This window comes from Caballeronia cordobensis (genome assembly GCF_001544575.2).
GTDB lineage: Bacteria > Pseudomonadota > Gammaproteobacteria > Burkholderiales > Burkholderiaceae > Caballeronia > Caballeronia cordobensis.
On record NZ_FCNY02000011.1, the window covers coordinates 136,232 to 149,912 of the forward strand.

Genomic DNA, 13,681 nt, shown 5'->3' on the forward strand with positions numbered 1-13,681 from the left:
CCGAATGTTTGCGCGAACGCGCTCTGCCCTAAGCCGTCTGCTTGCGCAGCGCCTCGACGACCGCATCGCCCATCTCGCCGGTGCCGACGCGGCGCATGCCGTCCTGCTGGATATCCGCGGTGCGGTAGCCCGCGGCCAGCACCGTGCGCACGGCCTGTTCGACGCGGCGCGCGGCGTCCTCCATCTCGAAGCTCTCGCGCAGCATCATCGCCAGCGACAGAATCGCGGCAAGCGGATTGGCGATGTCCTTCCCCGCGATGTCCGGGGCCGAGCCATGCACCGGCTCGTACAGGCCCTTGCGCTCGTAGCCCAGCGAAGCCGAAGGCAGCATGCCGATGGAACCCGTCAGCATCGCGGCGGCGTCGGAGAGAATGTCGCCGAAGAGGTTGCCCGTCACGATCACGTCGAACTGCAGGGGGCGGCGCATCAGCATCATGGCGGCGGCGTCCACGAACAGATGGCTCAGTTCGACATCGGGATAATCGCGCCCGACGCGCGTGACCACCTCGCGCCACAACTGGCTCGCCTCTAGCACGTTGGCCTTGTCCACCGAGCAGAGCTTGTGATGACGGCGGCGCGCGGCCCGAAAAGCGGCATGCGCGACGCGCTCCACCTCCGATTCCGCATAACGCATGGTGTTGAAGCCCACGCGCTCGCCCGCCTGATTGGTCTCGAAGCCGCGCGGCTGGCCGAAGTAGGCGTCGCCGTTCAGCTCGCGCACGATCACGAGATCCAGTCCGTCCACCACTTCCGGGCGCAGGGTCGAAGCCCCGATCAGCTCCGGAAACATGTAGGCCGGGCGGAAGTTGGCATACAGCGTCAGCGCTTCGCGCAACTGCAGCAAGCCGGTGCCGGGACGGCGTTCGCGCGGGATATCGGCTTCGTCGGCCACGCCTACCGCGCCGAACAGAATGGCGTCGGCCTTGCGCGCCAGCGCGAGCGTGGGCTCGGGCAACGGCACGCCGTGCGCCTGAATGCCCGCCTCGCCGATGGGCGCTTCCTCCGTCTCGGCCTGCGGCGCGACGACTTTCAGCACCTTGAGCGCCTGCGCCACGACTTCGGGACCGATGCCATCACCGGGCATGACTGCAATCTTCATGTGAGCTTTCTCCTGGGTCGATAGTTGAAAGAACGCGTCTTCAATACGGGCCGGCGCGGTCGCGCTCGAAGGCCTCGATGCGGTCCCGATGCGACAGCGTGTAGTCGATCTCGTCCATGCCGCGCAACAGGCACGCCTTCGCGAAAGGCTCCATGTCGAAGGCATGGACGGAGCCATCGGGCAAGGTCACGGTCTGCGCGGGCAGGTCGATGGCGATGCGGCTGCCCGGGCTTTCCCGCAAGCCGTCCAGAAGCGGCAGGACCACGTGCTCGGGCAGCACGATCGGCAGCAGCCCGTTCTTCAGGCAGTTGATGAAAAAGATGTCGCCGAAGCTCGGGGCGATCGCCGCGCGAATGCCGTAGTCGTACAGCGCCCACACCGCATGCTCGCGCGACGAGCCGCAACCGAAGTTATGGTTCGCCACGACGATGCGCGCCTCGCGGTAGGCCGGCCGATTCAGCACGAAGTCGGGCCGTGGCGCGCCATCCGGGCCGAAACGCGCCGAGCGGAACAGGAACTGGCCGAAGTCGTCGGAACGCGGCTTTTGCAGGAAGCGCGCGGGCAGGATCTGGTCGGTATCGCAGTCGATGGCGACGATCGGCGCCGCCACCGCGTCGAGGCAGGTCAGGCTTTCCATGCTCAGGCTCCCAGAAGGCGGCGCACGTCGGTGAGACGTCCGGTCACGGCGGCCGCGGCGGCCATCGCCGGGCTCATGAGATGCGTGCGCACGCCGGGCCCCTGGCGGCCCACGAAATTGCGGTTCGATGTCGAGGCGCAGCGCTGGCCAGGCGCGGCGATATCGCCGTTGGTCGCGAGGCACATCGAACAGCCGGGAAAGCGCCACTGGAAACCGGCGTCGATGAACACGCGGTCGAGCCCTTCGGCCTCGGCCTGCGCCCGCACCTCGTGCGAGCCCGGCACGACCCAGGCCTCGACGCCCGCGGCGATGCGGCGGCCGCGCGCAACCTCGGCGGCGCTGCGCATGTCCTCGATGCGTCCGTTGGTGCACGAGCCGATGAACACGCGGTCGATCGTCACGCCTTCCAGCGCGGCGTGCGGGGGCAGTCCCATGTAGTCGAGCGCCCGCGACATCGCCGCGCGCAGGTCAGGGTCGGCCTGCTCCGCCGGATCGGGCACGCGGCCGTCGATGGCGCAGGCATAGCCGGGCGTGGTGCCCCACGTGACCATCGGCGCGATGCCGGCCACGTCGATATGCACCTCGCGATTGAAGGCCGCGCCGGGATCGGTGAAGAGGGTGCGCCAGTGCGTCATCGCCCGGTCCCACGCTTCGCCCGTGGGCGCGTAGGGGCGTCCGGCGAGATAGGCGAACGTCGTGTCATCCGGGGCGATCATGCCGGCGCGGCCGCCCGCTTCGATGGTCATGTTGCACAGCGTCAGCCGGCCTTCCATCGACAGGCCCGCGATCGCGGAGCCCGCATATTCGATGACATGGCCCACCGCGCCCGCCACGCCGATCTGCGCAATCACCGCGAGGATCAGGTCCTTGGCGGTGACGCCCGGCCCCGGCACGCCGTCGAGCGTGACGCGCATGTTTCGCGACTTGCGTTGCCACAGGCATTGCGTGGCGAGCACGTGAGTCACTTCGGTGGCGCCGATGCCGAACGCCAGCGCGCCCATCGCGCCGTGCGTCGACGTGTGGCTATCGGCGCAGACGACCGTCATGCCGGGCAGGCTCAAGCCCTGCTCGGGCCCGACGATGTGCACGATGCCGCGCCGCGCGTCGTTCATGCCGAACAGGGTGATGTTCGATTCGGCCGCGTCGCGTTGCAGCGCTTCGATCATCCCGCGCCGCTCGGGGTCCGTCACCGCCGCGATATCGTTCGCCGTGCTGGACACGTAGTGGTCCGCCGTGCCGAAGATGCGCTCGGGCGATCGCGGCGTGAGCCCGCGCTGTCGCAGCAGGTCGAACGACTGCGCGGTGACGTCGTGAATGTAATGCCGGTCGATGAAGAGCAGATCCTGTCCGTCGTCGCGCGACATCACGCGGTGGCTGTCCCAGATCTTGTCGTAGAGCGTGCGCGGACCCGCCGTCGCTTGGTCGAGTTGCATTGCTTCGTCTGGCTCCGTGAAGTCGGTGCGGTGGAAGCATCATGCAGCAGGCGGGACGGCTTGTTCGTGGTCATTTGGCAAGGCACCATCGCCGATCGCGATGACGGGATCGTCAGGAACCGGGCGCGTGGCCGGCGCGTGCAGTGGGCACCTCGATGAACGCCGCCGCTCTGCCCGCTTGCAAAAACTGCTCCGGCGTCGTCGTGGCGAACAGATGCATCGCCCGGCTGATGATGCCCGTCCAGCCCGTCTGATGGCTCGCGCCGAGTCCCGCGCCGTTATCGCCGTGGAAGTATTCGTAGAACAGCAGGCAATCGCGCCAGTGCGGGTCTTCCTGGAACTTCCGGTTGCCGCCGTGAACCGGACGGCGGCCGTCGCTGCCGCGCAGGAAGATGCTCGCCAGTCTTCTCGTGATCTCTTCGGCGACTTCGTAGAGCGTCATGTGGCGTCCGGAGCCGGTCGGACATTCGACCTTGAAATCGTTGCCGTAGTAGCTGAAATACTGCAGCAACGCGCGGATGATGAGTCCGTTCACCGGCATCCACACGGGGCCGCGCCAGTTGGAATTGCCGCCGAACATGCCCGTGTCCGATTCCGCGGGCAGGTAGGCCACGTGATACTCCTGCCCGCCCGTTCGATACACGTAGGGATGATCCGCGTGATAGCGCGACAGCGAGCGGATGCCGTAGGGGCTCAGGAATTCGTTCTCGTCGAGCATCTTCGAGAGCACGCGCCGCAGGTTCGTTTCGTTGAGGATCGAAGCAAGGCGCCGGTTGGCGACGCCCTGCGACGTCAGATCGTGAATGGACGCCATGATCTCCGGACGCGCCGCGAGAAACCGCTTGAGATTCTGGAAGGCATCGGGGTAGCGATCCACCAGCGCGCCATCGAACGAAGTGGCGGCGCAAAGCGGCAGCAGGCCCACCATCGAGCGCACCTTGAGCCGCTCCGAGCGGCCGTCGGGCAGCCTCAGCACGTCGTAGAAGAAGCCGTCTTCTTCATCCCACAGGCCGCCGCCGCTCTCGCCGGTGCGCAGCATCGACGAGGCAATCCACAGAAAGTGCGACACGAACTTCACGCACATGTCCACGTAAGCGGGGTTATTGAGGGCGAGCTGCACGGCGATTTCGAGCATGTTCTGGCAGAACAGCGCCATCCATGCGGTGCCGTCCGCCTGCTCCAGATAGCCGCCCGTGGGCAGCGGCGCGCTGCGGTCGAAGACGCCGATATTGTCGAGCCCCAGAAAGCCGCCTTCGAACACGTTGTTGCCGGTGCGGTCCTTGCGGTTCACCCACCACGTGAAGTTCAGCAGCAACTTGTGAAACGAGCGCTCGAGCCATACGAGATCGCCGTGTCCGTAGCGGTATTGTTCGAGACGATAGGCAAAGATGGTCGCCCAGGCATGCACCGGCGGATTGACGTCGCCGAAGTTCCACTCGTAGGCCGGAAGCTGTCCGCTCGGATGCAGATAGCGCTCTCGCAGCATCAGGTCGAGTTGCTGCTTGCCGAAGTCCTCATCCACGAGGGTCAGCGCGAGGACGTGAAACGCCAGATCCCAGGCCGCGTACCACGGATACTCCCATTTGTCGGGCATCGAGACGATGTCCGCGTTGTACATGTGATGCCAGTGATCGTTGCGCGGCGCGCGCCGTTTGGGATCGAACGGATCGGAGCCGCGTTCCGTCAGCCACCGGTCGACGTCGTAGTAGTAGAACTGCTTCGACCACATCATGCCGGCGAGCGCCTGACGCATCACGTTGCTCGCGTCGGCATCGAGCGAGGCGGGGATGACCGTGGCATAGAACTCGTCCGCTTCGCGATGGCGCGCGTTCAGGTTATCGTCGTATCCGCTGTCGAACGCGTTTCTGCATCCGTCCTCCGGCGAAGCTTCGCGTTCCGGCGTATCGCGCACGAGCCGCAAGCGCACCACGTGCGATTCGCCTGGCTGAACCGTCAGCGAATAGTGTGCGGCGGCTTTGGTCCCGCGCTTCTCAGGATTTACCGCCGATGCCTCGCCATGAACGATGCATCGATCGATGCCGTCTTTGACGTAGGGTGTGCGGTTCGCGACGCCACCGAGGCGCTCGGTGTTGGTTTCGTTTTCGGTGAAGAGCAGCGCAGCGCCGCCTTCGCAATAGAGCCGCCAGCTTCCGAGGTCCGGATGAGAAACGGCGACGACGCTGCCGGCGTCGCCCGCCCAAATCGCTCGCAGCGAAGGCCGCGTTGCGCCTTCGACCCACGACCAGATATCGCGGAACCAGAGCGTCGGCAGGAGATGCAGCGCGGCTGCATCGGGTCCGCGATTGACCGCGGTGATGCGGATCAGCATGTCTTCCGGGGAAGCCTTGGCGTATTCGACGAACACATCGAAATAGCGGTCATCGTCGAACACGCCCGTATCGATCAGCTCGTATTCGAGTTCCTGCCGGCTGCGCTGACGATTCGTCTTCACGAGGTCGTCGTAGGGATATGCCGCCTGCGGATACTTGTACAGATACTTCATGTAGGAATGCGTTGGCGTCGAGTCGAGATAAAAGTAGTATTCCTTAACGTCCTCGCCGCGGTTTCCTTCACCGTTGGTCAGGCCGAACATTCTTTCTTTCAGTATCGGATCGCGGCCGTTCCACAGGCTCACGGCGAAGCACAGAAGCTGCTCGTCGTCGGATAGGCCCGCCAGTCCGTCTTCGCCCCATCGGTACGCACGCGAGCGGGCCTGATCGTGATTGAAGTAATTCCAGGCGTCGCCGGATTCGCTATAGTCCTCGCGCACCGTGCCCCACTGCCGCTCCGACAGATAAGGGCCCCATTTTTTCCACGGCGCGACGCCGCGCCTGGCTTCATCGAGCCGGTCATGCTCTGCAGTCACTTGACACCTCCGGTCAACGGACTTGCCTCACGCTCTACACGACTCAATGATGCGCACCGCCGCCCGCATCGTCGAGTTGCCGCATCACGGCGTCCAGGTTGAACGACGCGGGCTTCTGGCGCGGCGGATACGCCTTGAAGTTTTCGATCTGCACCGCGACGACCGCCTGCATCGCATAGATCAGATAGGCATGCGAGATCACCCAGTCGTAGTACGTGTTCGAGCTCTCGTCCGCCCGCTCGAACGGATCGCGACGAAGGTTGAACATCTTCGGAATGCGCAGCCGCACGAAGGGTTCGGCCCAGCACGCCAACTGCTTCGCGCGCTGCTCCAGCAACACCATTTTCCAGTCGCGCACGCGGATCGCCATGACGTCGCCGTCGTCGCTGATGTAGAAGAACGATTCGCGTGGGCTTTCGTTCACTTCGCCCATCAGATAGGGAAGCATGTTGAAACCGTCGAGATGAACCTTGTACGTTTTATCGCCGGCTTTGTATCCCTTGAGCAGCTTGTCTTTTATGTCTGGCTCGCCGGCGGCCGCGAGCAAGGTTGTCATCCAGTCCTGATGCGTGACGATGCCATTAAGCACCGTGCCCGCCGGAAATTTCCCCGGCCAGCGCACGAAGGCCGGAACGCGCCAGCCGCCTTCCCAGTTGGTATTTTTTTCGGAGCGAAACGGCGTGATGCCCGCGTCCGGCCAGCTATTGAAGTGCGGGCCATTGTCCGTCGAATACATGACGATCGTATCGTCGGCAATGCCCAGTTCATCGAGCTTCGCCAGCATCTTGCCGATGTTCTCGTCGTGCGCGACCATGACGTCGTTATAGTCGCCTTGTCCGCTCTTGCCCTTGTGCTTTTCCGCGCAGTGCGTGCGGAAATGCATCGCCGTCGTGTTGTACCAGACGAAGAACGGTTTGCCTTCCTGATGCGCCTTGTCGATGAATGCGCTGGCGAGCGTGGTCGTTTCCTCGTCGATCGTTTCCATGCGCTTTCGGGTGAGCGCGCCGGTGTCCTCGATACTCTGTCCGCCTTTTCCGTCGGAGCGGCAGTGCAGCACGCCGCGCGGACCGAAGCGCTTCTTGAACGCGGGATCTTTCGGATAATCGGGATCTTCGGGTTCCTCTTCCGCATTGAGGTGATAAAGGTTGCCGAAGAACTCGTCGAACCCATGCATGGTCGGCAGGAATTCATCCTTGTCGCCCAGATGATTCTTGCCGAACTGCCCCGTGACATAACCCAGCGGCTTGAGCATCTCCGCAATGGTCGGGTCGTCCGCCGACAAACCCACGTCCGCGCCCGGCATGCCGACCTTGGTCAGCCCCGTGCGGATCGGATTCTGTCCGGTGATGAATGCTGCGCGGCCCGCCGTGCAGCTTTGCTGAGCGTAGTAATCGGTGAATGCCACGCCCTCATTGGCAATGCGATCGATATTGGGCGTGCGATAACCCATCTGCCCACGGCTGTTGAAGCTGATGTTCCACCATCCGATATCGTCGCCCCAAAGGATCAGGATATTCGGTTGCTTTGTCGCCATGATTGCTTTCACTCCTTTACGGAAAGGGCGCGACCTTCGCATCAAGAGGTGCGCCGCGCTTCACTGCTCCCTGTGTCGATCGAACGCTGCGGCGCGTCGTTGCCGTGGCAGAACCTGAACTTTCTGCCGCTGCCGCACGGACACGGCGCATAAGGACCGCGCCGTTTATCTTCGATGGCAGTCATCGCCATCACGTCGGACGGCGGGCGGCCACTGCGAAAAAGCTTCGCCATGGTTTCCATTGCAGGACGCGACTGCGTAAAGAACAACTCGAGGCCGGGGCACAGATAGTTTTGCCCCGCCTCGCCATCGCGCGACAGCGCGAAACGGTCTTTCGGACAGCCGCCGTTGCACAGCGGCCTCACTGCGCAGCTTCTGCACTGGGCCGTGAGCGAATCGCGTTTGTCGAGTCCGAACTTGCGTTGCGCGGGCGACGCCATGAGTTCGAGCATGTGCGTCTCGTGAATATTGCCCAGGCGATAACCGGGCTCGACGAAGTGATCGCATGAATACAGATCGCCGTTGTATTCGAGCGCGGGGCCGAGCCCGCACGTGGGCGCGTGAATGCAGGACAGATGACGGCCGAACATGGCCTCCAGCGTCACGTCGAACAGTTGCACGAAGACGCGGCCGACGTCGTGGCGCAGCCATTCCTCGAATACATCGATCAGAAACACGCCATACTGTTTCGGGCCGACCGAGCGATCGGTGACGAGATTGCCGGTCTGCGTGTACAACACGCGCTTGTGGCCCGCCTGTTCGCTCCAGCCGCGATTCGCCAGTTGAATCGTCTGTTCCGTCGCGCGCTCGATGACAGGAATGAACTGAATCCACTTCGCGCCGAGTTCATCGCGAAAGAAGCGATAAACCGCGCGGCCATGCCGTTCGTTGGCCGCATTGACGGTGCACAGGATGTTGAACTCGACGCCATGCTTGCGCAAATGCCGCCACCCGTTCATGACCAGATCGAAGGTGCCCTGCGCGCGACGATCGACGCGAAACGTATCGTGAAGTTCGCGCGGTCCATCGACACTCAGGCCCACGAGAAAATCATGCGCTTTAAAAAACGCGCACCATTCGTCGTCGAGAAGAATGCCGTTGGTCTGAAAGGTGTGCTTCACGACCTGTCCGGGCCTGCGGTGCTTGTCCACGAATTCGACCGCCTGCCTGAAGAATTCGACCTTCATGAGCGTGGGTTCGCCGCCCTGCCACGCCACCGTGACTTCGGGCGTGCGGTGCGATTCCAATAACTGCCGAATGTAAGTTTCGAGCGTCGCCTTAGACATCCGATGTTTTTCATTCGGATACAGCGCCTCTTTCGACAGGAAAAAGCAGTATTTGCAATCGATATTGCAGGTCGAGCCGCTCGGTTTGGCCAGTAAATGAAAGCGCGGCGGCGCATCCGGCAGGCTGTGCGCCGGAGAAGGATGTTCAGCACTCGATGACGAAGCGCATGACAGCAACGTGGCCTCCATCGCGTAACGAAATCGTGTAAGCAGGAATTCGGAAGCAGGGCGTTGCAGATACAGAGGTGATTCGTATTTAAGGCAGCTTGCGCCCGGAAAGCAAACGCAATTTCGCGCTTTTCTCGCGGCTTTCGATTCGCAGCGCGCGGCGCAACACGGCGCCTATGGAAACAGGTACATAAGTTTCGAAGCCGCGCGGCTCGCAATCGTGCGTTGCATGGACTAGATTAACGTTGAACTAGATTAACGTTGACGCAGGCGAGCGCCTTTATCCGTTTGTGACAGTCCATGCGGAGGTGGGTGTGGCTAACGTGGAAGCGCGCTCGGCAAACCAGCTCGCCGAAGAGCGAACCGATCTCGCGACGACGCGCACGTTGATGGCCGCCGATCGCACCCTGATGGCATGGACGCGCACCGCGCTCTCGATGATCAGCTTCGGCTTCACGATCTACAAGCTGCTCGAAGGGTTCCGGGAAGCCGGCATTCATCTGGCGCATCCGCATACGCCCCGAACCATCGGACTTTTTCTCACCGGCATGGGCACGGTGGCGATGGTGATGGGCACGATCGAGTACTGGCGCTTCATCGCGGGCCTGCGCGCGTATCAGCCCGTCAGCGCCTGGCGGCCGACATTTTTCATCGCGCTCGTCATGGCCCTTTCGGGCAGTTTTCTCTTTCTGAGCATCATCGTTAGATTGTTCTGAGCGTATCGATCTCATTCGAAGGCGCGAGCGTCGTGACTGAAACGCTGATGATTCTGCTCAAGCTCTCCATTGCCGTGCTGATCGCGTGCGTCGGCGCGGGAACTTCGTTATCCGAACTGAATCGCGTATGGTTTCGCCCCGCGCTATTGCTCCGCTCGCTCGCCGCCATGTATGTGCTGGTTCCGCTGGTTGCGTTCGGCCTCGTGCTGGTCATGCCCATCGAGCGCGGCGTCAAGGCCGCCTTGCTGACGCTCGCCGTGTCCGCGGGCGCGCCGCTGCTCCCGAAAAGGCTGAAGAGGCTGCATAGCCGGGATTACGTCTTCGGCTTGCTGATCCTGTCCTCGCTCGTCGCCATCGTCGCGGTGCCTGTGTGGACGGCGTTGTTGAGCGCTTATTTCGATGTCGAACTGAAGCTCCGCATCGGCACCGTCGTGTCGGACATCGGCAAGACGATTCTTCTGCCGGTCATGCTCGGCATGGGGCTGCGCTTCGCTTTTCCCGCCGCCTCGGAGCGGCTGTCGGGCCGCATCATGACGATTGCGTGGCTCGTGCTGGCCGTCTGCGGGCTTGCCCTGCTGATCGTCCATCGCCAGCACCTCGCGGGTCTGACCTGGCAAGGCGTGCTCTCGCTCATCGCGCTGATGGTCATCGCGCTGTTCATCGGTCAGTGGCTCGGCGGCCCCGATCCGGACGACCGCACGGCGCTCGCGATTGCCTGCGCGATGCGGCACGTCGGCGTTGCGCTGGTCGTCGCGGCGGAGTTCGTCGGGCAACGCACGCTGGTGCTCGTCGTGGCGTACTTCCTCACCGCCTTCCTGGTTTCGAGCGTCTACCTGAGCTGGCGGCGGCGCAGCGCCGCCATCGCGCCCGCCGCCTGACGCAGCGCTTCACGCATGCGCGTACGGGTTCCGCGCGCCCTTCATCGCAAGGCAGATCGCACCGACATGCCGATGATCCGTGCCGCAGCATCCGCCCACGACATTCATGCGCGGCAGAAACGCATTCAACGCCCGATATTGCGCGCCGAGTTCGTCGGGATTGCCGTCGTCCAGATCGGCGGATTCGTCCAGCTCGGCATGACTGCGCCGCGACGCGTTCGCGCGGACGCCGTGGATGCGTTCGCGCCACGCGCCGCCCTCGCCGAGCACGGTGTCGAAATGCGATGGATGCGCGCAGTTGATCATGTAGTACGCGGCATACGCGTCCGTTTGCTCGTCGGCGCGCTCGATCACATCGCGCAACGCATCGCCGGAAGGCAGGCGGCCATCGGTTTCGAGCGTGAACGAAATCGCGACCGGCATGTTGCGCGCCCGCGCGGCATCGATCACGCCGATGCCTTCTTCGGGATACGTCATCGTGAAGGCCGCGATCATGTCGGCCTCCGTCGATGCAAGCGTGTCGATCTGCGGCTGGTGATACGCGCGCGCTTCGTCGCGGGTCATGCGCGAATCGATGCGATAGCCGTCGCCGCGCGGCCCCAGACAGCCGCTTATCACGATCGGCGTGCCGGGCGTTTCGAACGCGTCGCGCACGCGCACGAGCAGCCCGATCGCGCGGCGATTGGCCTCCGCGAGCGCGGCATCTGAATAGCCGAGCTTGCGGCCCCAGTCCGCGCTCGCGCGCCACGTCGGCGCTTCGAGCACAAGGCCGACGCCCTCGCTTTGCGCGAGACTCGCGTAGCGCCGGAAATACGCTTCGAGACGCGCGGTGCCCGCTTCATCCTTCAAAAGATCGAACGCGGCGAAGCATGGCAACTCGATGCCTTCATGAAAGATCAGCGTCGTCTCGATGCCGCCGTCCGTCATGAAAAGCGCGTCATCGAGCTGGGGAAGGTGCGTGCGGTACTGGCTCATGGTCATGCTCCGTCAACGATATGCGCGTCAGAAAAGTGCGTCGGCGATGTCGAATGAAAGGAGGAGCTACAACACGCGCGCCGGCATGCCCGCGCGTGCGGTGCGCGCTGGCGCGAAAGCCTTCCTTACACTTAAATAACATTGCGACGGAGCCACGATACGGCGCGCGCGCGTCGAGCGCCAAAGCCATTTCGGCAACTTACCGGACAAAACGGCCATGAACGGACGATCACCCGTGCGCATCTGCATTCTTGCGCTGCCCGAAACGTCGGCGTCGGTGGTGTACGGCATGTACGACATGTTCATGTCGGCGGGCCGCGACTGGGGTCTCATCGTCGAAGGCACGCCGGGCCGGGCGCCCATTGCGCCCGTCGTGGTGTCGCGTCATGGCGGCTCGTTCGTGGCGGGCAACAACGTGCGCATCACGGCGAACGCCTCGCTCGACGCCTGCGCCGACGCCGAAGTCATCTGCGTGCCCGAACTGCTGGTGCCGCCCGGCGAGCCGCTCGCGGGCCGCTTCGACGAAGAGATCGCCTGTCTGAAACGCTGCCACGCGCAAGGCAAGATCGTCGCGACGGCCTGCTCGGGCGCGATCCTGCTCGCGGAAGCCGGCCTGCTCGACGGACTCGATGCGACCACGCACTGGGCGTACTGCGATTTCATGGCGCGGCGTTATCCGTCGGTGAAGGTGCGCGCGCATCGGGCGCTCGTCGCATCGGGCGACGGCGAGCGGCTCATCATGGCGGGCGGCGGCACCTCGTGGCTCGATCTCGCGCTGTATCTGATCGCGCGGCTCGCGGGCATCGAAACCGCGATGCAGACGGCGCGCATCAATCTCGTCGACTGGCACGATGTCGGTCAGCAGCCGTTCGCGCGGCTCGCGCGCACGCGTCAGGCGGAAGACGCGGTCATCGCGCGCTGTCAGTCGTGGATCGCCGAGCACTATGCGCAGCCCGCCCCCGTGAGCGCGATGATGCAGTTGAGCGGACTGCCCGAGCGCTCGTTCAAGCGGCGCTTTCAGCAGGCGACGGGCATGTCGCCGCTCGCCTACGTGCATACGTTGCGATTGGAGGAAGCCAAGCAGATGCTCGAAACCGACAGCCAGCCGATCGAAGCTATCGCCAATGAAGTCGGCTACGAAGACGCGGGATTCTTCAGCCGCCTCTTTCGACGCAAAGTGAGCCTCACGCCGGCGCAATACCGGCGGCGTTTCGGCGCGATGCGCGACGCCATCCGCTACGTCGAAGAGAGCCGATAAAGCCCCTTTCGTTGTTATAATTCTCTCATTGAACGAGCAAAATCTAACATCACGCATCGCGCCCTTCCGATGGCCAAAAACGACCGCCTGCGCGCCCTATCCGGCGCACTCGAAAAGCAGAATGTGATGCGCCTGCGCGATGCGGCCGCCTTGCTCGGGGTATCGGAAATGACGGTGCGCCGCGATATCGCCGCGCATCCCGGCCAGTTCACCTATCTCGGCGGCTACATCGTCAGCGCCGCCGACGTGCCCAACGCGGGCTACACCATCGAGGAAGAGAAGGATCATTTCGCGCAGGCGAAGGCGATCGCATCGAGTCATGCGGCGCGTCTGCTCGTCGATAACGAAACCATCTTCATCGATTGCGGCACGACCTTGACGACGCTCGCGCGGCAGATTCCGGCGGAGATGCATCTGACCGTCGTGTGTTATTCGCTCAACGTCGCGGAGATTTTGCGGCGCAAGCCCAATGTGCGGATGATCCTGCTCGGCGGCGTGTACGTGCCTTCGTCCGAATCGTTCGCCAGCGACGAGAGTGTCGAAACCTTGCGGCGCATGGGCATCAACAAGGCGTTCATGTCCGCGGGCGGCGTCGACGAGGCGCGCGGCGTGACGTGCTGGAACTTTCATGAAGTCGCAATCAAGCAGGCCGCGATGGCGAGCGCGGTGGAACGGCATCTCGTCGTCGATGCAAGCAAGTTCGGCAAGGTGAAGGCCGTGCGTTTCTCGCAGCTTTCCGAATTCGATTCGGTGATCACGGAAGCAGGGCAAATGGCGCGCGCGCGCGCCTGAATCGTTTCGCACCCAAACAGAAAGGCTCGTTCGGAATCC

The 13,681-nt window shown here is 63.6% G+C and carries 11 protein-coding genes; 4 read left to right on the forward strand and 7 right to left on the reverse strand.

The features are described 5' to 3' along the window. Positions 1–28: 28 nt before the first annotated feature. The 6 genes from leuB to AWB70_RS22360 form a co-directional block, all read right to left on the reverse strand. On the reverse strand, positions 29–1,099 hold the full coding sequence (gene leuB / locus AWB70_RS22335) for a 3-isopropylmalate dehydrogenase (RefSeq protein ID WP_053570955.1): 1,071 nt from the start codon (positions 1,097–1,099) through the stop codon (positions 29–31). Between the two features lie 40 nt (positions 1,100–1,139). Then, the gene (leuD, locus tag AWB70_RS22340) at positions 1,140–1,736 is read right to left on the reverse strand and encodes a 3-isopropylmalate dehydratase small subunit (protein ID WP_053570954.1); all 597 of its coding nucleotides are present in this window, start codon (positions 1,734–1,736) and stop codon (positions 1,140–1,142) included. A gap of 2 nt (positions 1,737–1,738) precedes the next feature. After that, positions 1,739–3,169 (reverse strand): 3-isopropylmalate dehydratase large subunit, encoded by a 1,431-nt coding sequence (leuC, locus tag AWB70_RS22345; protein ID WP_053570953.1) that lies wholly within the window; start codon positions 3,167–3,169, stop codon positions 1,739–1,741. Positions 3,170–3,281: 112 nt separating this feature from the next. Further along, a complete protein-coding gene (locus AWB70_RS22350; RefSeq protein ID WP_053570952.1) occupies positions 3,282–6,035 on the reverse strand; it encodes an MGH1-like glycoside hydrolase domain-containing protein in 2,754 nt (917 codons plus the stop codon). 43 nt (positions 6,036–6,078) lie between these two features. Then, a complete protein-coding gene (locus AWB70_RS22355) occupies positions 6,079–7,569 on the reverse strand; it encodes an arylsulfatase (protein WP_041732764.1) in 1,491 nt (496 codons plus the stop codon). Positions 7,570–7,610: 41 nt separating this feature from the next. Continuing rightward, positions 7,611–9,032: an anaerobic sulfatase maturase gene (locus AWB70_RS22360; RefSeq protein ID WP_235024329.1), complete on the reverse strand. Its 1,422-nt coding sequence runs from the start codon at positions 9,030–9,032 to the stop codon at positions 7,611–7,613. 305 nt (positions 9,033–9,337) lie between these two features. On the opposite strand from AWB70_RS22360, the gene AWB70_RS22365 reads away from it, so the two are divergent. Both AWB70_RS22365 and AWB70_RS22370 read left to right on the forward strand, forming a co-directional pair. Next, a complete protein-coding gene (locus tag AWB70_RS22365) occupies positions 9,338–9,739 on the forward strand; it encodes a YidH family protein (protein WP_197668884.1) in 402 nt (133 codons plus the stop codon). A gap of 32 nt (positions 9,740–9,771) precedes the next feature. After that, positions 9,772–10,617 carry a bile acid:sodium symporter family protein gene (locus tag AWB70_RS22370; protein WP_143281683.1) on the forward strand — a complete coding sequence of 282 codons (846 nt, stop codon included), beginning with the start codon at positions 9,772–9,774 and terminating at the stop codon, positions 10,615–10,617. 9 nt (positions 10,618–10,626) lie between these two features. Here the strand turns inward: AWB70_RS22370 and AWB70_RS22375 are convergent, their stop codons facing one another. After that, the gene (locus AWB70_RS22375; RefSeq protein ID WP_053570950.1) at positions 10,627–11,592 is read right to left on the reverse strand and encodes a homocysteine S-methyltransferase family protein; all 966 of its coding nucleotides are present in this window, start codon (positions 11,590–11,592) and stop codon (positions 10,627–10,629) included. A 217-nt stretch (positions 11,593–11,809) separates the two neighbouring features. Between AWB70_RS22375 and AWB70_RS22380 the strand changes: the two genes are divergently transcribed. Beyond that, the gene (locus AWB70_RS22380; RefSeq protein ID WP_045458606.1) at positions 11,810–12,850 is read left to right on the forward strand and encodes a GlxA family transcriptional regulator; all 1,041 of its coding nucleotides are present in this window, start codon (positions 11,810–11,812) and stop codon (positions 12,848–12,850) included. 69 nt (positions 12,851–12,919) lie between these two features. Beyond that, complete coding sequence (locus AWB70_RS22385) at positions 12,920–13,642, forward strand: DeoR/GlpR family DNA-binding transcription regulator (RefSeq protein ID WP_053570949.1); 723 nt, start codon at positions 12,920–12,922, stop codon at positions 13,640–13,642. The last annotated feature ends 39 nt before the right edge of the window (positions 13,643–13,681 follow it).

Coding starts and splice junctions, on each gene's coding strand:
- leuB (WP_053570955.1), bottom strand. CDS start 1,099: ATGAAGATTGCAGTCATGCCCGGTGATGGCATCGGTCCCGAAGTCGTG.
- leuD (WP_053570954.1), bottom strand. CDS start 1,736: ATGGAAAGCCTGACCTGCCTCGACGCGGTGGCGGCGCCGATCGTCGCC.
- leuC (WP_053570953.1), bottom strand. CDS start 3,169: ATGCAACTCGACCAAGCGACGGCGGGTCCGCGCACGCTCTACGACAAG.
- AWB70_RS22355 (WP_041732764.1), bottom strand. CDS start 7,569: ATGGCGACAAAGCAACCGAATATCCTGATCCTTTGGGGCGACGATATC.
- AWB70_RS22375 (WP_053570950.1), bottom strand. CDS start 11,592: ATGAGCCAGTACCGCACGCACCTTCCCCAGCTCGATGACGCGCTTTTC.
- AWB70_RS22380 (WP_045458606.1), top strand. CDS start 11,810: ATGAACGGACGATCACCCGTGCGCATCTGCATTCTTGCGCTGCCCGAA.
- AWB70_RS22385 (WP_053570949.1), top strand. CDS start 12,920: ATGGCCAAAAACGACCGCCTGCGCGCCCTATCCGGCGCACTCGAAAAG.